Genomic DNA, 19,914 nt, shown 5'->3' with positions numbered 1-19,914 from the left:
GGAAGAAGGCCGCGGCTCAGCCTGCGAACACGGCCAGGGGCTTGGCGATCCGGCCGTGCTCCTCCACCAGCGCCAGCAGCTCGCCCTCCGGCCCGAACACGCCGATCGGCCCCGCGCCGAGCCCGGCCGCGGGCAGCCGGCCGCCGTGGCCGATCACGCGCGCCTCCTCGGCGGTCACGTCCCGGCGCGGGAACGCGGCCGACACCGCCTCGCCGATGGGCAGCACCACGCACTGCTCGGCGAGCTGGTCGATGCTGCGGGCCAGCGACAGGTCATAGGGGCCGACCCGGGTCCGGCGCAGGCTCGTCAGGTGTCCGCCGACGCCGAGCGCGGCACCCAGGTCGCGGGCCAGCGCCCGGATGTAGGTGCCGCTGGAGCAGGTGACGACCGCGTCGACGTCCACGACGTCGCCTGAGGCCCTGATGTCGAGCACGTCGAAGCCGTACACGGTCACGGGCCGGGCCGCGAGCGCGACCTCCTCGCCCGCCCGGGCCATCTTGTACGCCCGCTGCCCGTTGACCTTGATGGCGCTGACCTGCGGCGGAACCTGCATGATGGCCCCGGTGAGCGCCTCGACGCCCTTGTGCACCTCGGCCGCCCCCACCTCAGCCGCCGACGCCGTGGCCACGGTCTCGCCCTCCGCGTCGTCGGTGTTGGTGGACACGCCCAGCCGGATCGTGGCCTCGTAGACCTTCTCGGTCAGCGCCAGGTGCCCGAGCAGCCGGGTCGCCTTCTCCACCCCGATCACCAGCACGCCCGTGGCCATCGGGTCGAGCGTGCCGGCGTGCCCGACGCGACGGGTGCCCGCGATGCGCCGCATCTTGGCCACCACGTCGTGCGAGGTCCACTCGCCCGGCTTGTCGACGATGATCAGACCGCTCTCGGCCATCCAGCCTTCCCCAGCTCTCGTCTGAACTTGGCCATGGTCTCCTCCACGCTGTCGTAGGAGGTGAACCCGGCCGCGTTGTGATGCCCGCCGCCGCCCAGCGCGGCGCACACGGCCGCCACGTCGACCGCGCCCTTGGACCTGGTCGACACCTGCCAGTCGCCGTGGTCGTCCTCCTTGAGCACGACCGCGACCTCGGCCTCGTCGGTACGGCGGACGATGTCGATCATGCCCTCGATCTCCGAGTACGGCAGCCCGTACGCGGCCCGGTCGACCCGCGGCACGTACGTCCAGACCATCGAGCCCTCCAGCTGCACCCGGTCGAGCGCCCTGGCCAGCACCTTGAGGTAGCCGAACGGCGAGCGGTCCCACAGCTCGCGGGCGATCTCGTCGGTGTGCAGGCCGGTGGCCACCAGCCTGGACGCCATCCGGTGCACGGCCGGCGTGGTGGAGGCGTAGCGGAAGGAGCCCGTGTCGGTCACCAGCCCGGTGTACAGGCAGGTGGCGATGTCCCGGTCGAGGCTGCCGCCGAGCCGGTAGATGAGCTGCTCGGCCAGCATGGCCGTGGCCGCCGCCCGCGGGTCGATGAGGCTGTGCGTGCCGAACCCGGCGTTGGACGGGTGATGGTCGATCACGATGACCTCCTCCGCCCTGGCCGCGTTGGGGCTGAGCAGGCCCAGCCGCTCGAACGTGGAGGAGTCGAAGGTGATCATCAAAGCCGGGGCCTCGGGATAGTCGGCCGGCGGGCACAACATCTCCTGCCCCGGCAGGAACCGCAGGATCCGCGGGACCGCGAAGTACTGGTCGCCGAAGGAGGCCACGACCCGCTTGCCGATCGAGCGCAGCACGTAACCGACGGCCAGCATCGAGCCGAGCGCGTCGCCGTCGGGTGACACGTGACAGGCCAGGGCGACCTCGTCGACCTGGCCGATGAGCTGGACCGCGCGCTCCCAGGCGGCCTCGGGGATGTCCGTGGCCTCCTGGGAGGGCTGCTCGGCTCGGGCGCGCACGTGCGACGTCACGCCTGGTCGTCCTCACCCTCATCGGGCTTCTTGTAGGGGTCGGCCTCGCCGGCGTAGGCCGCGCCCGCGGCCCGGCGCGCCACCTCGGCGTCCCGCGCCCTGGCGGCGTTGATCAGGTCGTCGAGCTGACGGGCGCTGTCGGGCAGCGGGTCGTGCCGGAACGTCAGCGTCGGGGTGAAGCGCACGCCGGTCTGGCGGCCCACCTCGGCGCGGATGATGCCCTTGGCACTCTCCAGGGCGGCCGCGCTGTCGGACCGCTCGGCGTCGGAGCCGAACACCGTGTAGAACACCGTCGCCTCACGCAGGTCAGCCGTGATGCGCGTGTCGGTCACGGTGACGAAGCCCAGGCGCGGGTCCTTGATCCGGCGCTCCAGCATCTCGGCGACGATCTGCTGGATGCGGTCGGCGAGCTTGCGCGCTCGTGCGGCATCCACCATGTTCGCTCCCCCTCACGCACGACCTGGCCGTGCTGTCGTTCAATCTTCGTCGTTGTAGAGCCGCTGCCTGGCTGACAGCAACTCGATCTCAGGGCGGAAGGCCACCATCCGCTCGCAGGCGTCCATCACCTCTTTGCAGTTACCCGCGGAGGCGGAGATCACCGCGACGCCCACCTCGCACCTGCGATGCAGGTCAAGATGACCGGTCTCGGCCACCGCGATGGACGGGTAACGTCGCTGCAGCTCGGCGATCAGAGGCCGGACGACAGAGCGCTTCTGCTTCAGCGAACGCACGTCGCCGAGCAGGATGTCCAGGGTCAGAGCACCCACATACATCGTGTGAAACCACCGCTTGGCCTGGTGGGGTGGAAGCACGCCCGGCCCGCTGCGGTGGGAAGGGGGCACGGGCGTGCGAGAGGCGCCCGGCGGAGGTTCCGCCGGGCGCCCGGCCGCGGGTCAGACCCGCGGCTTCTCCCGCATCTCGAACGTCTCGATCGTGTCGTCGATCCGGATGTCGTTGTAACCGACACCGATGCCGCACTCGAAGCCCTCGCGGACCTCGGTCGCGTCATCCTTGAAGCGACGCAGGGACGAGACGGTCAGGTTGTCGGCGATGACGACGCCATCGCGGATCACCCTGGCCTTGCTGTTGCGGACGATCGTGCCGGAGCGGACCAGCGAACCGGCGACGTTGCCGATCTTCGGCACCTTGAAGACCTCGCGGACTTCTGCGGTGCCCATCTGGACCTCTTCGAACTCGGGCTTGAGCATGCCCTTGAGCGCCGCCTCGATCTCCTCGATCGCCTGGTAGATGACCGAGTAGTAGCGGATGTCGACGCCCTCGCGCTCGGCCAGGTCGCGCGCCCGAGGCTCGGGGCGGACGTTGAAGCCGATGATGACCGCGTTGTCGTCGGCGACGGCCAGGTTGACGTCGTACTCGGTGATGGCGCCGACCGCGCGGTGCAGGACACGGAGCCTGACCTCGTCGCCGACGTCGATCTTGAGCAGGGCGTCTTCCAGGGCCTCGACCGAACCGGACACGTCACCCTTGATGATGAGCTTGAGCTCGTCGACGCGACCCTTCTCAAGGTCGCTGAACAGCTCTTCGAGGGTGCGGCGACGGCTCGACTTCGCCATGTCGGCGCTGCGCTTGCGCGCCGCGCGCTGCTGGGCGATCTGGCGGGCCATCCGGTCGTCGGTGACGACGATGAAGTTGTCACCGGCGCTCGGCACGGCCGTCAGACCCATGACCAGGACCGGACGGGACGGCGTGGCCTCCTCGACCGGGTCGCCGTTGTCGTCGAGCATCGCGCGGACGCGGCCGAAGGCCTCGCCACACACGATCGAGTCGCCCACGCGCAGCGTGCCGCGCTGGACCAGGACGGTCGCGACGGGGCCGCGGCCCTTGTCGAGGTGCGCCTCGATCGCGATGCCCTGGGCGTCCATCGTCGGGTTGGCCCGCAGGTCGAGCTCGGCGTCGGCGGTGAGCAGGATCGCCTCGAGGAGGTTGTCGATGCCCGTGCCGTTCTTCGCCGAGATGTCGACGAACAGGGTCGAGCCGCCGTACTCCTCGGCGACCAGGCCGTACTCGGTGAGCTGGGCGCGGACCTTGTTGGGGTCGGCACCCTCCTTGTCGACCTTGTTCACCGCGACCACGACCGGCACGTCGGCCGCCTGGGCGTGGTTGAGCGCCTCGATCGTCTGCGGCTTCACACCGTCGTCGGCCGCGACCACCAGCACCGCGATGTCGGTGGACTTGGCGCCTCGGGCACGCATGGCGGTGAACGCCTCGTGACCCGGGGTGTCGATGAAGGTGACCTTCCGGTCTTCGCCCTCATGCGTCGTGGCGACCTGGTAGGCACCGATGTGCTGGGTGATGCCACCGGCCTCGCGCGCCACCACGTTGGTCTTGCGGATGGCGTCGAGCAGCTTGGTCTTACCGTGGTCGACGTGACCCATGACGGTCACGACCGGCGGACGCGCGGCGAGGTCGCCCTCGTCGCCCTCGTCCTCGCCGAACTCGATGTCGAAGGCCTCGAGAAGCTCGCGGTCCTCCTCCTCCGGGCTGACGACCTGGATGTTGTAGTCGAGCTCCGCGCCGAGGAGCTGCAACGTCTCCTCGTTGACCGACTGGGTCGCGGTCACCATCTCGCCGAGGTGCAGCATGATCTGCACGAGCGAGGCGGGGTTCGCGCCGATGCGGTCGGCGAAGTCGGACAGCGACGCGCCGCGCGGCAGGCGGATCGTCGCGCCGTTGCCGCGAGCGACCTGCACACCGCCGATCGCCGGCGCCGACATGTTGTCGAACTCCTGGCGCCTCTGACGCTTGCTCTTACGACCACGCGCGGGACGGCCGCCGGGACGCCCGAACGCGCCCGCCGTGCCACCGCCGCGACCACGGCCGCCGCCACCGGGACGACCGCCGAAGCCACCGCCGCCGCCACCGGGACCACCGGTGCCGGTACGGGGACCGGCGCCGCCGCCACCGGGACGACCGGCGAAGCCGCCGCCGCCACCGGGACGACCGCCGCCACCACCGGGACGGCCACCGCCGCCACCGCCGCCGGGACGACCGCCACCGCCGCCGCCACCGGGACGCGGGCCACCGCCCGGACCGGCAGGACGACCCTGCGGCATCATCATCGGGTTGGGACGCGGCCCACCGGGACGCGGACCACCGGCGCCGGGACCCGGACGCGGACCGGCCGCACCGGGCGGACCGGGACGCGGACCCGCGGGACGCGGACCGGCCTCGCCGCCGCCACCGGGACGCGGCGGACGCGGCATCGCGCCGTCACGCGGCGGACCCTCACGACGCTCGCGCTGGCCGGGGCCACCGCCGTCGCGGTTGCCGCCGGGACGCGGCGGACGCGACTGGCCCATGCCGCTGGCGTTGGACGAGAACGGGTTGTTACCCGGACGCGGGCCACGCGGACCCGGCTTGGGACCGGGACCGGGACGCGGGCCGCCGCCTGCGGGCGCACCCGGACGCGGAGCCTGCTGCTGGCCGCCGCCACCGCCGCCGGAAGGCTGCCCGGGACGGGGCGCCGGACCGGGCTTGGGACCCGGGCCCGGACGGGCGGCGGGACCCGGACGCGGCCCCGGAGTCGGACGCGCGGGCGCGCCGGAACCGGCCGCGCTCTCGAAGCGGGCCTGCGGAGCCCCGGAGGTCTCGCCGCGCGCCGCCTCGGGCTGCTGCTGCGGCTGGTGGGGCATCGGCACCGGCGGACGCGGCTGCGCGCCGCCGGCGGGACCCGCGGGGCCGGGACGCGGTCCTGGCCTCGGAGCCGGACCCGGACGCGGAGAAATAGGGGTCGGCGCCTCCGCGGCGCCGTTGCCGGCCTGGTGTTCTGCCGGACGGGGCGCAGCCTTGGGCGGCTGCGGCCTGTTGGACGACGAACCGCCGCCCCTGGAGGGCCCACCCTTCGATGCGCCCAGAGCTTCGGTGAGCCTGCGGACCACCGGCGCCTCGATGGTCGAGGACGCCGATCGGACGAACTCCCCCATCTCTTGGAGCTTGGCCATGACGACCTTGCTCTCTACGCCGAACTCCTTAGCGAGCTCGTATACCCGGACCTTCGCCACTGCACTCCCTTACTCGGCCCGGGAGGCTGGCTGTGCCGTCCGGACCGTCGTTAACTTGACGTCTTCATCGCCGCGTGCTCATCAGGCGCTCATAGCAATCTGACTCCGCCCATCAACTCGGCGTCCTACATGACATTTCGTGATTCCTCCTCCAGGTGTGCCCGCACTCGCGAGACGTCAAGCGGCCCCGGCACGCGGAACGCGCGCGGGAACGCTCGGCGACGCTCGGCAAGCTCCAGACAGCTCAAGGACGGATGCAGCGATGCACCGCGGCCAGAAAGCCGTCCTCGCAGATCAGGGACCAGATGGTCCTCGATCCGCACCAGGCGGAGCAGCTCGGACTTAGCCGTGCGAACCCTGCAGCCCACACAGGTGCGCTGTGGGGCCGCGTGGCCACCATATTCCAGCTTACCGTGTTGACGCATCTACGGAACCGGCGGCATCCTCGGCTTGTGTGTCAGGCCGGATGTCAATACGCCATCCGGTGAGCCTTGCGGCAAGCCGGGCGTTCTGCCCTTCCTTGCCGATGGCCAGCGAAAGCTGGTAGTCGGGGACCGTCACCCGTGCGACCCGTCCTTCGAGGTCGAGAACCTCGACATGGGAAACACGGGCCGGCGACAGCGCATTCCCGACGAACTCGCCCGGATCCTCGGACCAGTCGATGATGTCGATCTTCTCGCCGTGCAGCTCGGTCATCACATTGCGGACGCGCGAGCCCATCGGGCCGATGCAGGCGCCCTTGGCGTTGACGCCCGGCTTGCGCGACCGGACCGCGATCTTCGTGCGGTGGCCGGCCTCGCGGGCCACCGCGGCGATCTCCACGGTGCCGTCGGCGATCTCCGGCACCTCCAGCGCGAACAGCTTCTTGACCAGGCCGGGGTGGGTGCGCGACAGCGTCACCGACGGCCCCTTGTGGCCCTTCTTCACCTGCACCACGTAGGCGCGGATGCGCTCGCCGTGCACGTAGTCCTCGCCCGGGACCTGCTCGGCGTGCGGCAGCACGGCCTCGATCTTGCCGAGGTCGACCAGCACCACGCGCGGGTCCTTGCCCTGCTGGATCACGCCCGAGACCAGCTCGCCCTCGCGGCTGGCGAACTCGCCGAAGTTGATCTCGTCCTCGGCGTCGCGGAGCTGCTGCAGGATGACCTGCTTGGCGGTGGTCGCGGCGATCCGGCTGAAGTTGCCCGGAGTGTCGTCGAACTCCCTGACGACGTCGCCCTCGTCGTCGAGCTCGGCCGCCCAGATCGTGACGTGGCCGCTGCCGCGGTCGAGCTCGGCGCGCGCCTTGGGCGCCGAGCCCTCGGTGCGGAAGTAGGCGATCAGCAGCGCGTCCTCGATCGCCTTGACGACCAGGTCGAAGGAGATGTCCTTCTCCCGCTCCAGGCTGCGCAGGACGCTCATGTCGATGTCCACGAGGCTTCCCCCTTAGCCTTCGTCGCCGTCGACGTCGTCGGTGTCGTCGATCCGGCGGAACTCCACCTGCACCCGGCCTCGGGTCAGGTCCTGGTAATCGAGCCGGCGCGCGGAGCCGGCGACGTCGAGGTCGACGCCGCTCTCGTCCGCCGCCGTAACGCGGCCCTCCACCACGGTGCCGTCTCTCATCTCGGCCTTCACCAGCCGCTTGGCGGCTCGGCGCCAGTGGCGCGGCTCGGTGAGCGGGCGGTCCACGCCCGGAGAGGAGACCTCAAGGGTGTAGGCGGCCTGCCCCATCACGTCGTCCTCGTCGAGCGCCGTGGAGACGGCCTGGCTCACGTCGGCGATGTCGTCGAGGCTCACGCCGCCGTCGCGATCGACGATCACGCGCAGCAACCGCCTCTTGCCCGCCTGGGTGACCGTGACGTCCTCCAGATCGAGGCCCTCCGCGCCGACCACGGGCTCCAGGAGCTTCATCAGGTGGTCGCGGGGTGATGCGCTGCCCATATCGACCTCCCCTATTGTCATGTCTCAGCCGGGCGGACCTCGCCACTGGCTCTCCGCCGTCTGGCTGCGCAGCCAGCGACGACAGTTGACACCCTATCTGTACGGAGGCACGGAGAGAGCGCCACTCGTCGTGGTCGAGTGGCGGAGCGTCGCCTGACGGCGTTCCCGGGCACCAGCCCGTACGATGCTATCTGCGTCCGCAGTCACCTGGAACCGTCGCCGTCGGCGCCCCGGTCACTGGGGTCCCTCGTCACCGGGTCCGTAGTCACCGGAGGTCCAAGCCCGTGCGCCCGCGTCACCTCTCCAGGCGAGCCGTGCTGGCGGGCGGAGCGGCCGCCCTGACGGCCTGCAGCGCCCCGGGTCCCGCCGGGCCCGCGACCCCGGCGCCCGACTCGCCCGAGACCGTTCTGCTGCGGCAGGTGGTCGCCGACAAGGAGCGCACGGTCGCCCTCTACTCGGCGCTGATCGCGGGCGGCGCCGAGTCCCTGGAGCCCTTCCGCGCCCGGCACCAGGCGCACCTGGCGGAGCTGCGCAAATACCTGCCCGCGGGCCCGCCGCCCGCCTCGCCGTCCGCCTCCTCGCCGGCCGGCTCCGCGCCTGCCTCGCCGGGCGCGTCGCCGAGCGCCACGCCGTCGAAGCCGCCCGAGCCCACGCTGTCGCGGCTGCGGGACGTGGAGCGCCGGGCCGCGGCGCAACGGCCTCGTCAGCTCGCCGGCCTGTCCCCCGGCGTGGCCCAGCTCCTCGCCAGCATCGGGGCGTGCGAGGCGGTCCACGCCGTGTCGCTGCCCAAGTCGTCGTGAACGGGATCGGGATGAACGGGTTCGTGATGGACAGCGCCGCGCGGCAAAGCGCCCTGATGGACGGGGACGACGTCGGGAAGCTGCGCAAGGCCCTGGCCGCCGAGCACGCCGCCGTGTTCGCCTACGGGCTCCTGGGGGCGCGTACGACCGGCTCCCTGCGGGACCTGACCGGCGCCGCGTACGAGGCCCACCGGGCCCGCCGCGACCAGCTCCGCAATCTGATCATCGGTCGCGGGGGCCGGCCGAACGAGTCGGAGCCCTCCTACGCGCTGCCGTACGTGCCCACGGGCGCCGCGCAGGCCGCCCGGCTGGCCGTGCAGCTGGAGAGCGGCATCACGGCCGCCTATCTGGAGCTGGCCGCCGCCGCGGACCCGGCGCTGCGCAAGTACGCCGCCCTGGCCATGCAGGAGTCGGCGACCCGCGCCTACGCCTTCCAGCCGGCGCCACCCCCGGCCTTCCCCGGCATGCCGGGCAGCACCCCGCCCCCCACACCGGCCCCGTCCCGCTCCGGCGGCTGACAACACCACCACGAACCGCCCCCTTGGGGCACCGACCAGCGGCCCTGCCCCATCGCAGGGAGCCGGAACAGCGGCCCTGCCCCATCGCAGGGAGGCGGAACAGCGGCCCGGAGCCCAGGGAGCCGGACAGCAGCCCCATCGCGGGAGCCGGGACAGCGAGACCGGACCGCGGGCGGGCGGGAAGTCGCCCGGCCCGCGGGTCGCGGGTCAGCGGCAGGCGGCGAGGATGCGGGTGGCGGCCTCGGCGAGGGGGATCTCCTCCTTGACGCCGGTCACCCGGTCGCGCAGCTCGATGACGCCCTGCGACAGCCCGCGCCCGATCACCACGATCGTGGGCACCCCCAGCAGCTCGGCGTCCTTGAACTTGACGCCCGGCGAGACCTGGGCGCGGTCGTCGACGAGCACCCGCAGCCCCTGCGCCTCCAGCTCGCCGGCCAGCTCAAGGGCGGCCTCGACCTGGTTCTCCTTGCCGGTGCCGACGATGTGCACGTCGGCGGGCGCGACCTCGCGCGGCCACACCAGGCCGAGCTGGTCGTGGGCCTGCTCGGCGATGACGGCCACGGCCCGCGAGACGCCGATGCCGTAGGAGCCCATGGTGATGCGGACGGGCTTGCCGTCGGGGCCCAGGGCGTCGAGGCCGGCGGCGTCGGCGTACTTGCGGCCGAGCTGGAAGATGTGGCCGATCTCGATGCCGCGGTCGATGGACAGCGGGGAGCCGCAGCGGGGGCAGGGGTCGCCGGCGCGCACCTCGGCGGCCTCGATCGTGCCGTCGGGGACGAAGTCGCGCCCGGCGACCACGTCGGCGGCGTGCTTGCCGGGCTCGTTGGCGCCGGTGACCCAGGAGCTGCCGGTGACGACGCGCGGGTCGACGAGGTAGCGGATGCCGAGCTCGCGCAGGATCTGCGGGCCGATGTAGCCGCGGACGAGGCCGGGGTGGGCGGCGAAGTCGGCGGCCTCGAAGATGGCGGGCTCGCCGGGCGCGAGCGCGGCCTCCAGGCGCTTGAAGTCGACCTCGCGGTCGCCGGGCACGCCGATGATCAGCGTCTCGACCTTGTCGGAGCCCGGGGTGGTGACCTTGACGACGACGTTCTTCAGCGTGTCGGCGGCGGTGACGGACAGGCCGTGGCGCTCGTTGACGTAGGACACCAGGGACTCGATGGTCGGGGTGTCGGGCGTGTCGAGGACCCGCATCGGCGCGGCGCCGTCGAGGTCGCGGGCGGGCGGCGCGGTGGTGGTGACGGCCTCGGCGTTGGCCGCGTAGCCGCAGGAGTGGCAGGCCACGAACGTGTCCTCGCCGGTGGGGGTCGGCGCCAGGAACTCCTCGGAGGCCGAGCCGCCCATCGCGCCCGAGGTGGCGAACACGATCTTGTACTCGATGCCGAGCCGCTCGAACGTGCGGATGTAGGTCTCGCGGTGCTGCTCGTAGGAGCGCTTGAGGCCGTCGTCGTCGAGGTCGAAGGAGTAGGAGTCCTTCATGAGGAACTCGCGGCCGCGCAGGATGCCGGCCCTGGGCCTGGCTTCGTCGCGGTATTTGGTCTGGATCTGGTAGAGCGTGACCGGGTAGTCCTTGTACGAGGAGTACTCGCCCTTGACCATGTCGGTGAAGAGCTCCTCGTGCGTGGGGCCGAGGAGGTAGTCGGCGCCCTTGCGGTCCTGGAGCCGGAACAGGGTGTCGCCGTATTCGGTCCAGCGGCCGGTGGCCTCGTAGTACTCGCGGGGCAGCAGGGCGGGGAAGAGCACCTCCTGGCCGCCCATCCGGTTCATCTCCTCGCGGACGATCCTGGTGACGTTCTCCAGCACCAGCTTGCCGAGGGGCAGCCACGAGTAGATGCCGGGGGCCACGCGGCGGACGTAGCCGGCGCGGACGAGGAGCTTGTGGCTCGGCACTTCCGCGTCTGCCGGGTCGTCCCGCAGGGTGCGAAGAAACAACGACGACATGCGCAGCAACACGGCTACTCCTTGCTCGGGCCTGGATCTGAAGGATTACAGGCTATCGACTCGGGGAGCCGCGCCGCGCGGCGTTAATCGGGCGCGGGTCCTGATCGGCCCGGATCGCCGGGTTCGCGGCCGGTACGCCCGCTCAGGCCGGCAGGGGCAGCCAGCCGCCCACGAAGACGCCCAGGCACACGGTGAACAGACCGGCGAAGACGGCCGAGACCGCCAGGGCGCGCACGCGTGCCCGCCGGTTCCTGCGCAGCACCACGACCAGGGCCACGGCCAGCAGCGCGACCACCGTGGCGGGACCGGGCCAGAAGGACTGCTCGCTGTCGATGAAGCCGGGGGTCGCGCGGTCGACGACGTCGGCGATCAGCAGGGCGCCGATCGCGCCCGCGGCCAGGTCGCCCCAGCGGTCCCGCCTGCGGGTGACGTAGGCGAGCAGGCCGAGGCCGACGAGCAGGCCGACCGTCCAGTTCAGCCCGGCGACGCCGCCGCCGATGATGTCGAAGCCGTCCACACCGCGCAGCGCGCCCGCGCCCATGGCCGCGACCAGGGTGGACACCGCCGCCAGGAACGTGGTCAGCAGCGCCCAGCCGAACCCCGACGCGGTGGCGCCCACGACCAGCGCGAGGGTCAGGTAGGCGTAGGGGTCGTAGAGCTGGCCGAACCATTCCGGGCCCTTGCCGGCGGTGAACATGCCGACGAGGCCGACGGCCAGTCCTGCCAGGAAGGCCGCCAGCACATGGCGTTCCATGCGGCGCAGACGCCGGTCGCATTCGGCGAAGTCGGCGTACTCGATCGCGGTGTGGTTCATCTTCATTCCCTGGTCAATCCCTCCCCCGGAAATGTCTAGGGATGACCGCATCCAGATTATGTATCCATCCAAAAAAGGCAAATTTCGGTCATCCGAATCTAAGACAAGCAATCGCTTGGTTTACTATGCTCGGGTGACCCTCTCCGATGAGCTCGGCGCCGTCGTCCGCGCCTACCTCGCCGACCGGCCGGACGCGACGTGGCAGGCGTTCGCGCGGGACGTGGGCGCCGCGGGGCTGCTCGTGCCCGAGGAGTACGGCGGCGCGGGCTGCGGCCCGGCCGAGGCGGCGGCCGTGGCCGAGGAGCTGGGACGCGCGCTGTCACCCCACCCGTTCCTGCAGTCGGCCGTGCTGGCCGTCGGGGCGCTCATGGCCGACGGCGACGAGGAGGCGCGGGCCCGGCTGCTGCCGGAGCTGGCCTCGGGGACGGCGACCGCGACCGTCCTGCTGCCGGGCGACGGCGACCTGACGCTGGCCGGCGACCGGCTCTCGGGCTCGGCCCCGTACGCGCTGGACGGCGAGATCGTGCTCGCCTACGCCGGCGGACACCTGGTGGAGGCCGCGCCGACGCGGCGGACGGCGTACCCGACCATGGACGAGACCCGGCCCCTGGTCTCCCTGACCTTCGACCGCGCCCCCGTACGACGGCTGGGCCCGGGGACGTCGTGGGCCCGCGTACGCGACCTCGGGATCGCGGCCCTGGCGGCCGAGCAGACCGGCGGCGCGGCGCGCTGCCTGGAGATGGCCACCGAGTACGCGCGCTCGCGGCGGCAGTTCGGCCGGCCGATCGGCTCGTTCCAGGCGATCAAGCACAAGCTGGCCGACGTGCTGCTGCTCGTGGAGTCCGCCCGCTCGGCGGCACGGGCGGCGGCGGAGGCGGCGGCGTCGGAAACGGAGACGGAGACGGAGGTCTTCGCGGCCGTCGCGGGGTCGTACTGCGCGGAGGCGTACCTGACGGCGGCGGGCGAGAACATCCAGGTGCACGGCGGGATCGGGGTGACCTGGGAGCATCCGGCGCACCGGTATCTGAAGCGGGCCACGTCCGACGCCCAGCTCCTGTGCCCGCCGCGAACGCACCGCGCCCGCCTGGCCGCGCACGTCTTCGGCCAGGCGTGAGGCGGCTCAGCCGCCGAGCAGCTCCTCCCACGGATGACGGGTGTTGGTGCGGCGGGTGGTGTCGAGCGCCTCGGCCAGACGCCACAACCCCGGCCGCGCGCGCACCCGCGCCCGGCCCATGGGGTCGATCGCGCGCAGCTCGAAGCGCACCCCCATCACCTCCAGCACCGCCGAGCCCGCGCCCGCGGGGCCGGCGGCCGTGAGCGGCGCGCCACCGGCGTCGCCGGCCTGGGCGGCGAGGAGCGCGGCCACCTCCGAGGCGTACGGCCCGTCGCGCCACTCGATGTGCCAGCTCCGGTCGGCGCCGCGCCACCACGTCAGGTCGCGGCACGACTCGATGACGTCGGCCTCGGTCGCGAGGGCGGCCATGACCCGGCCGAAAGCCTCGTAGGCGCGCGCGTCGGGCAGCGAGGGATCGTCGTCGCCATGGTCGTGGAACGTGCCGTCCTTCGACCGCCGCAGCGCGTGCTTTCGCCTCACGAGCAACCACTCTGATCGGCGGCGCGCCCTTCCCGCAAGTCTTCGGCCCTGATACGCTCTACCAAGCGAGCGCTTGGTTCACTACTTTCGCCGGAGGCGCGATGACGTCCCTACGGATCAGCCTGGGGTACGAACTGGAGGTCCGCGGCCGCACCCGCGGGGTCGAACGACAGGCGTTCCAGAACGTGATCGAGCAGGTCGTCCTCGGCGATCGGCTGGGGTTCGACACGGCCTGGTTCGTCGAGCACCACTTCACCAGGGGCTTCTCCCACTCCTCCGCCCCCGACCTGGTCCTGGCGGCCATCTCCCAGCGCACCGAGCGCATCCACCTCGGGCTCGGCGTGGTGCTGCTGCCGTTCCAGTCGCCCATCCGCACCGCCGAGCGGGTCGCCACCCTCGACGTGCTGAGCGGCGGCCGGGTCGAGTTCGGCACCGGACGCGGCGCCTCCCCCCTGGAGTACCAGGCCTTCCAGCGGCCGTTCGAGAAGTCGCGGCAGATCTGGGAGGACTCGCTGGAGGCCACGCTCGCCATCTGGCGCGCCGACGGCGAGCCGATCAGCAGGTCGAACGAGTTCTTCGAGATCCCCGACGTGGCCGTCTACCCCCGTCCGGTCCAGGAGCCGCACCCGCCCGTGTGGGTGGCCTCCACCTCGCTGGAGGGCTACCTGGCCGCCGCCCGGCACGGCTACAACCTGCTGGGCATGACGATGCTCAAGGGCATCGACGACGTCGCCGCCGACATCGCGAGATACCGGGAGTGCCTGGCCGAGAGCGGATTCGACCCCGCCTCCCGGCGCGTGGCGCTGATGATCCCCTGGTTCGCCGCCCCCACCCGGGACGAGGCCACCGCCACGGCCGCCGACGCCGTCCTGTGGTACATCCGCCGCCAGGTCAACCTGGTCACCCCGCCCGACTACTACGACGCCCGGCACGCCACCCACCGCGTGCTGGGCCAGCTCGCCGCCGGGATGCCGCCGGAGGAGGCGATGGCCACCCTGCGCGAGCACCTCATGGTCGTGGTGGACGACGTCGAGGGCTCGCGCAAGGCCCTGGCCAGGATCGCCGAGGCCGGCGCCACGGACCTGATCATCCAGGCGCAGGTCGGCGGGCTGGCCCACGAGCGGGTGTGCGAGTCGATGACGCTGTTCATGAACGAGGTGGCCCGTTGACCGCCGCCCGCTGGCTGACCCGCGACGACCTCGCCTCGGCCGCCCGCTCCGCCGAGGGGCTGCTGCTCGTGGCGCCCGACCTGTCCAGCGTGTTCCCGCTCGGCCCCGACGACGCCGCCGCCGCGACCGGGCTCACCGCGGCGGCGCTGCGCGCGGCCGGGGTCGGCGGGCGCGACCGGGTCGTGGTGGCGCTCGCCGAGCCCGCGGGCGCGCTGTGGGCCGCCGCCGCCGCGCAGGTGGCGCGGGCCGCCGCCGCCGTCGGGCCGCGCGGCCGCCTGCGCCTGCACCACGCGCTGACCGCGCTCGGCGCGACCACGCTGGTCAGCACCCCGACGGGCGCGATGGACCTGCTGGCCCGCCTGCACCTGGAGTTCCTCCTCGACCCGCTCGACCTCGGGCTCGACCACATCGTCCTGACCGGCGAGATCGCCTCCAGGCGGACGATGGGACATCTGGCCGGCGAGTTCGGCTGCGCGGTCACGGAGGTGCTGGCCAGCCCGTTCAGCGGGGGCGCGCTGGCGTACCGGACCGCCGAGGACGCGCCGCTCACCCCGCTCGCCGACGGCGTGCTGGGCCTGGCCTCGCTGACCAAGGACGACCTGGCCGGCGGGCAGGACCCGCTGGCCGAGCTGGTCCTCACGCCGTCCGGGCACTCCACGCTGGGCGACGCCGTGCTCAGGACCGGCCTGGTGGCCAGGGCCGGCGGCTCCGGGCTGCCCGCCCCCGCGCACACCGTCGGCGACCACGTTCTGGTCAGGGGCGTGTGGCTGGCGTTGCCGCGGGTCGAGAAGGCGCTGTCGAAGATCGACGGGGTGACCGGCTGGGAGCTGTCGGTCGAGCGCCAGGGCACCCTGGACGCCGCCGCCCTGACCGTCTCGTTCGGCCGGGAGAGCCTGGTCAGGAACCCCATGTGGCGGTCGAGGATCGAGCAGGCCGTGCGCGCCCTGACCCCGATCTCGATCGACGTGCGGATCGCCCAGGACGTCCTGGAGACCCCCGTGCCCGGCACGGTGGACGACCGGCGCGGCCACCATCTCGGCCGGGACAGGGCCCTCGTCAGCTAGCGCGACGGAGTAGCCGATGGCATCGATGCCCGACTGGGGGACGCTCCCCCGCATGCTGCGCGACCAGGCCGCCCGCCACCCGGACGCCGTCGCGGTCGTCGAGGGCGGCACGCGCGTCACGCTGTCGCAGCTCAGGGCGGGAGCCGCCGAGGTCGCCCGGGGGCTGATCGCCCTCGGCGTGGAACCCGGCGACCGGGTGGCCATATGGGGCCCGAACTCGGCGTCATGGGTGCGGCACGCGTTCGGCGTCTGGGACGCGGGGGCCGTCCTCGTGCCGTTGTCGGCGCGGTACAAGGGCATCGAGGCGGCCGGGCTGATCGGCCGGACCGGGGTGAAGGTCGTCATCGTCGGCGATCCGCCGCTCGCCGGCCTGCTGCCGCCCATGGACGCCCGGGTGGCCGTGCGCCCGGCCGGCGACCTTGAGCCGGGCGGCGTGAGCGGACGCGCTGTCGAGGAACGCGCGCTCGCGGTCGGGCCCGGCGACCTGTGCGAGATCATGTCCACCTCCGGCACCACGGGCACGCCCAAGGGCGTGATGCTCGACCACGCCCAGGTCCTGCGCGGCTACTGGGACTGGGCGGAGATCGTCACGCTGGACGAGCACGACCGCTATCCGGTGATCGCGCCGTTCAACCACGGGTTCGGGCTGAACGCCGGGCTCGTCGCGTGCGTGCTGCGGCGGGCCACGATGTTGCCGATCCCGGTGTTCTCGCCGGACGCCCTGATGTCGCTGATCTCCGCCGAGAAGGTGACGATCCTGGCCGGGCCGCCCACCCTGTTCGCCCGGATCCTGGACGAGCTGGACCGCGCCGACTGGGACGTCTCCTCCCTGCGGGTGGCCATCTGCGGGGCCGCCTCCGTGCCCGCGACGCTGATCACCCGGCTGGCCGAGCGGGTCGGCCTGGAACGGATGATCAACGCGTACGGGCTGATGGAGGGCACGGTCGTGTCCATGACGCGGGCCGGCGACCCCATCGACGTGATCGCGAACACCACCGGCAGGGCCGTCCCGGGCATCGAGGTCAAGATCGTGGACGACGACGGCAAGGAGGTCGCGCCCGGCCGGCGCGGCGAGATCCTGCAACGCGGCTACGGCGTCATGCGCGGCTACTGGGACGAGCCCGGCAGGACGGCCGAGGTGATCGACGCCGACGGCTGGCTGCACACCGGCGACGTCGGCGTGCTGGACGAGGCGGGCAACCTCGCCATCGTGGACAGGAAGAAGGAGCTCTACATCGTCAACGGGTTCAACGTCTCGCCCGCCGAGGTCGAGGCGCTCCTGCTGCGCGAGGGCTCGCTGGCCCAGGCCGCCGTGGTCGGCGTGCCCGACCCGGTCTCCGGCGAGGCCGGCGTGGCGTACGTGGTGCCCCGGCCGGACGTCCGCGTCACCGCCGGCGCGCTGCTGGACTGGGCGAAGGCCAACATGTCCAACTACAAGGTGCCCAAGCGCGTCGAAGTGGTGGACGCGCTGCCCGTCAATGTCAACGGCAAGGTCGACAAGCTCCTCCTGCGCTCGCGGGCCGTCGCCGGATAGCGGCGTTTCAGGGGCTGCCATGAGGAGCCCCGTGAGCGAGAATCCGGTTGGACGGGTATTCACGGGAGACGGGTTCACCTGCGGGCGACCGGGGATACATCGAGCACACGGGCCGGTTGCACCTCTAGGGACGCGTCCTCCGCGTCGCACCTTCACCGGCATGAGGAGGCAGCGTGGCGTTGCACGTGGCGGTCATCGGGTCGGGCCCGGCCGGGATCTACACGGCCGAGGCGCTGGTCAAGCAGGCGGCCGAGCCTGTGCTGGTCGACGTCCTGGAACGGCTGCCCACGCCGTACGGGCTGGTCAGGTACGGCGTGGCGCCCGACCACACCTCGATCAAGTCGATCGCGAACTACCTGCGCAGGGTCCTCGAACTGCCCCAGGTGCGCTTCCTCGGCGGCGTCACGCTGGGCGACCACGTCTCGGTCGCGGACCTGCTTCGCGTCTACGACGCGGTCGTCTACTGCACGGGCGCGATGGTCGACCGGCGGCTCGGCATCCCCGGCGAGGACCTGCCGGGCAGCGTGGCGGCCACCGACTTCGTCAACTGGTACTGCGGCCATCCCGACGTCGATCCCGGCCGCTTCACGCTGGACACCTCCGAGGTCGCGGTGATCGGGGTCGGCAACGTGGCCGTCGACGTCGTCCGCGTGCTGGCCAAGACCGCCGACGAGCTGCGGCACACCGACGTGCCCCACGACGTCCTCGACCGGCTGAGCCAGAGCCAGGTCAAGGCGATCCACATGGTCGGCAGGCGGGGGCCCGAGCACGCCAAGTTCACCCTGAAGGAGCTGCGCGAGCTCGGCGAGCTGGCCAACGCCGACGTCTGCGTGCGCCCCGACGAGGCGGCCGTCCTCGGCGCCGACTTCCCGCGCCAGGTCCAGGGCAACATCAAGGTCCTGCAGTCGTGGGCCGGCCGCGAGCCCGTGGGCCGGCCGCGCCGCCTCGACGTGCGCTTCTGGCTGCGGCCGGTGGAGATCCTGGGCGCCGACCGGGTCGAGGGGCTCCGGCTCGAACGCACCCGCCTGTCGGAGGAGGGCCGCGTCGTCGGCACCGGCGAGTACGAGACGCTGCCCGTCGGCATGGTGCTGCGCTCGGTCGGCTACCAGAGCGTCCCGCTGCCCGGCGTGCCGTTCTCCGAGCGGACCATGACCGTGCCCAACGAGGCGGGCCGGGTGCGTCCGCGCGAGTACGTGGCGGGCTGGCTCAAACGCGGGCCGACCGGCGTCATCGGCACCAACAAGTCCGACGCCGCCGAGACGGTCCGCACGCTGCTGGCCGACCTGGAGGGCGAGGCCCCGGAGGGCGGCGCGCGGGCGTCGCGGCCGTCGGTCGAGTCGCTGCTGGCCGAGCGGGGCGTGCGGCCGGTGACCTACGACGACTGGCTGGCCATCGAACGGGCCGAGGGCGAGCTGGCCCGATCGCTCGGCCGGGGCGAACGCGTCAAGCTGGTCGGCGTCGACACCATGCTCCGCGCCTGCGCCCACCCGGAATGAGCCCGTACGTGCACGACGAGCCCGTGCCCGGCTTCGCCGAGGTCCACGCGGCGCAGCGGGCCCGCTACCCCATGGCCGAGCCGGGCTGGCAGCCGGTCCACACCGTCTACGTGCCCGCCGACCGGTTCTCCGCCTCGACCGTCGCCGAGTGGGGGGAGCGGGCGCTCCGGCTGGCCGAGGCGCATCTGGAGGCGTTCGCGCCCGGCGTGCGCGACCGGGTGCTCGGCAAGCTGGCCCGCGAGCCGGTCGAGGACCTGCGGATCGACTTCGAGGACGGCTACGGCGTGCGCCCGCACGAGGAGGAGGACGCGCACGCCGAGCGGGCCGCGCGGGCCGTGGCCGAGCTGCACGCCGCCGGGACCCTGCCGCGGCGGTGGGGGCTGCGGGTGAAGTCGTTCGCCGACGGCGACCCGGGCCGGTCGGTGCGCACGCTCGGCGGCTTGCTGACCGGGGTGCTGGAGCGGGCGGGCGAGCTGCCGGCGGGGTTCACGGTGACGTTCCCGAAGGTGCTGATGGAGGCGTACCTCGGGCAGTTCGCGGGCGTGCTGGAACGGCTGGAGGCGCGCCTCGGCCTGTCCGGGCTGCGCTTCGAGATGCAGGTGGAGGCTCCCCAGACGCTGCCGTTCCTGCGGGCCGAGCTGCCCGGGACGCTCGGCGGGCGGCTGGCCGCGGCGCACTTCGGCGTCTTCGACTACACCGCCGCCATCGGCCTGCCGCCGCACGAGCAGCGCCTCGACCATCCGGCCTGCGACCATGCCAGGCACGTGATGCAGACGGCGTTCGCGGGCACGGGCGTCGAGCTGTCCGACGGCTCGCTGGCCGCCGGGCCCGCCTCCGACCGGGCGGACGACGTCCACGCCCTGTGGGGCAGGCATGCCCGGCTGGTCGGCCACTCCCTGGCCCACGGCTTCCACCAGGGCTGGGACATGCATCCGGCGCAGCTCGTCAGCAGGTTCGCCACCGTCTACGCCTTCCACCTGGCCCACTACGACTCCTACCGGGAGCGCGTACGGGCCTGGGAGGAGGGGCGGGCGGCCGGGGGCGGCGTCATGGACGAGCCGGCCACCGTCAGGACGCTGGCCGCCGCCCTCCGCCGCGCCGACGCGGCCCTGTACCCCTGAGCCGCGCGGCCCGGGG

General features: G+C 72.8%; 19 protein-coding genes. 8 read left to right on the top strand and 11 right to left on the bottom strand.

Going from position 1 to position 19,914, the window contains the following annotated elements; all coding sequences use genetic code 11:
- Positions 1 to 16 precede the first annotated feature (16 nt).
- From truB to rimP, 8 genes are all read right to left on the bottom strand, one after another.
- Entirely contained in the window at positions 17 to 889 is an 873-nt protein-coding gene (gene truB, locus ACIBQ8_RS13125) for a tRNA pseudouridine(55) synthase TruB (RefSeq protein WP_397179674.1), read from the bottom strand.
- A complete protein-coding gene (locus tag ACIBQ8_RS13120) occupies positions 871 to 1,908 on the bottom strand; it encodes a bifunctional oligoribonuclease/PAP phosphatase NrnA (protein ID WP_397179673.1) in 1,038 nt (345 codons plus the stop codon). The genes truB and ACIBQ8_RS13120 overlap by 19 nt, the downstream gene beginning before the upstream one ends.
- Positions 1,905 to 2,345 carry a 30S ribosome-binding factor RbfA gene (gene rbfA, locus ACIBQ8_RS13115; protein WP_397179672.1) on the bottom strand — a complete coding sequence of 147 codons (441 nt, stop codon included), beginning with the start codon at positions 2,343 to 2,345 and terminating at the stop codon, positions 1,905 to 1,907. Before rbfA ends, ACIBQ8_RS13120 begins: the two co-directional genes overlap by 4 nt.
- A gap of 39 nt (positions 2,346 to 2,384) precedes the next feature.
- A complete protein-coding gene (locus tag ACIBQ8_RS13110; protein ID WP_352320823.1) occupies positions 2,385 to 2,681 on the bottom strand; it encodes a DUF503 domain-containing protein in 297 nt (98 codons plus the stop codon).
- Positions 2,682 to 2,801: 120 nt separating this feature from the next.
- Positions 2,802 to 5,930 (bottom strand): translation initiation factor IF-2, encoded by a 3,129-nt coding sequence (gene infB / locus ACIBQ8_RS13105; protein WP_397179671.1) that lies wholly within the window; start codon positions 5,928 to 5,930, stop codon positions 2,802 to 2,804.
- Positions 5,931 to 6,055: 125 nt separating this feature from the next.
- Positions 6,056 to 6,355, bottom strand: a complete 300-nt coding sequence (locus tag ACIBQ8_RS13100) for a YlxR family protein (RefSeq protein WP_352365338.1) — start codon at positions 6,353 to 6,355, stop codon at positions 6,056 to 6,058.
- The gene (gene nusA, locus ACIBQ8_RS13095; protein WP_397179670.1) at positions 6,339 to 7,343 is read right to left on the bottom strand and encodes a transcription termination factor NusA; all 1,005 of its coding nucleotides are present in this window, start codon (positions 7,341 to 7,343) and stop codon (positions 6,339 to 6,341) included. The genes ACIBQ8_RS13100 and nusA overlap by 17 nt, the downstream gene beginning before the upstream one ends.
- Before the next feature lie 12 nt (positions 7,344 to 7,355).
- Complete coding sequence (gene rimP, locus ACIBQ8_RS13090) at positions 7,356 to 7,850, bottom strand: ribosome maturation factor RimP (RefSeq protein WP_397179669.1); 495 nt, start codon at positions 7,848 to 7,850, stop codon at positions 7,356 to 7,358.
- Positions 7,851 to 8,134: 284 nt separating this feature from the next.
- Between rimP and ACIBQ8_RS13085 the strand changes: the two genes are divergently transcribed.
- Positions 8,135 to 8,650, top strand: a complete 516-nt coding sequence (locus ACIBQ8_RS13085) for a hypothetical protein (RefSeq protein ID WP_397192010.1) — start codon at positions 8,135 to 8,137, stop codon at positions 8,648 to 8,650.
- Positions 8,651 to 8,661: 11 nt separating this feature from the next.
- Positions 8,662 to 9,168 carry a ferritin-like domain-containing protein gene (locus tag ACIBQ8_RS13080; protein ID WP_397192009.1) on the top strand — a complete coding sequence of 169 codons (507 nt, stop codon included), beginning with the start codon at positions 8,662 to 8,664 and terminating at the stop codon, positions 9,166 to 9,168.
- A 207-nt stretch (positions 9,169 to 9,375) separates the two neighbouring features.
- On the opposite strand, the gene ACIBQ8_RS13075 is transcribed toward ACIBQ8_RS13080, so the two are convergent.
- Both ACIBQ8_RS13075 and ACIBQ8_RS13070 read right to left on the bottom strand, forming a co-directional pair.
- Positions 9,376 to 11,118, bottom strand: coding sequence for a proline--tRNA ligase (locus ACIBQ8_RS13075; RefSeq protein ID WP_358298442.1), 1,743 nt, complete (start codon positions 11,116 to 11,118; stop codon positions 9,376 to 9,378).
- A gap of 130 nt (positions 11,119 to 11,248) precedes the next feature.
- Positions 11,249 to 11,920, bottom strand: a complete 672-nt coding sequence (locus tag ACIBQ8_RS13070; RefSeq protein WP_397192008.1) for a hypothetical protein — start codon at positions 11,918 to 11,920, stop codon at positions 11,249 to 11,251.
- A 133-nt stretch (positions 11,921 to 12,053) separates the two neighbouring features.
- Between ACIBQ8_RS13070 and ACIBQ8_RS13065 the strand changes: the two genes are divergently transcribed.
- The gene (locus ACIBQ8_RS13065; RefSeq protein WP_397192007.1) at positions 12,054 to 13,034 is read left to right on the top strand and encodes an acyl-CoA dehydrogenase family protein; all 981 of its coding nucleotides are present in this window, start codon (positions 12,054 to 12,056) and stop codon (positions 13,032 to 13,034) included.
- A 6-nt stretch (positions 13,035 to 13,040) separates the two neighbouring features.
- On the opposite strand, the gene ACIBQ8_RS13060 is transcribed toward ACIBQ8_RS13065, so the two are convergent.
- On the bottom strand, positions 13,041 to 13,514 hold the full coding sequence (locus ACIBQ8_RS13060) for a hypothetical protein (RefSeq protein ID WP_397179663.1): 474 nt from the start codon (positions 13,512 to 13,514) through the stop codon (positions 13,041 to 13,043).
- A gap of 101 nt (positions 13,515 to 13,615) precedes the next feature.
- Here ACIBQ8_RS13060 and ACIBQ8_RS13055 point away from each other — a divergent pair, with 101 nt between their 5' ends.
- The 5 genes from ACIBQ8_RS13055 to ACIBQ8_RS13035 all read left to right on the top strand — a co-directional run bounded on the left by ACIBQ8_RS13055 (position 13,616) and on the right by ACIBQ8_RS13035 (position 19,898).
- Complete coding sequence (locus ACIBQ8_RS13055) at positions 13,616 to 14,683, top strand: LLM class flavin-dependent oxidoreductase (RefSeq protein WP_397179662.1); 1,068 nt, start codon at positions 13,616 to 13,618, stop codon at positions 14,681 to 14,683.
- Complete coding sequence (locus ACIBQ8_RS13050; RefSeq protein WP_397179661.1) at positions 14,680 to 15,747, top strand: hypothetical protein; 1,068 nt, start codon at positions 14,680 to 14,682, stop codon at positions 15,745 to 15,747. Before ACIBQ8_RS13055 ends, ACIBQ8_RS13050 begins: the two co-directional genes overlap by 4 nt.
- Positions 15,748 to 15,763: 16 nt before the next feature.
- Positions 15,764 to 17,281 carry an AMP-binding protein gene (locus ACIBQ8_RS13045; protein ID WP_397192006.1) on the top strand — a complete coding sequence of 506 codons (1,518 nt, stop codon included), beginning with the start codon at positions 15,764 to 15,766 and terminating at the stop codon, positions 17,279 to 17,281.
- A gap of 173 nt (positions 17,282 to 17,454) precedes the next feature.
- Positions 17,455 to 18,777, top strand: a complete 1,323-nt coding sequence (locus tag ACIBQ8_RS13040) for an FAD-dependent oxidoreductase (RefSeq protein WP_397192005.1) — start codon at positions 17,455 to 17,457, stop codon at positions 18,775 to 18,777.
- Positions 18,778 to 18,785: 8 nt separating this feature from the next.
- Complete coding sequence (locus ACIBQ8_RS13035) at positions 18,786 to 19,898, top strand: DUF6986 family protein (protein WP_397179658.1); 1,113 nt, start codon at positions 18,786 to 18,788, stop codon at positions 19,896 to 19,898.
- Positions 19,899 to 19,914: the final 16 nt, after the last annotated feature.

It is taken from the genome of Nonomuraea sp. NPDC049646 (assembly GCF_044465525.1).
GTDB lineage: Bacteria > Actinomycetota > Actinomycetes > Streptosporangiales > Streptosporangiaceae > Nonomuraea.
This window is presented reverse-complemented; position numbering and strand designations above follow the sequence as displayed.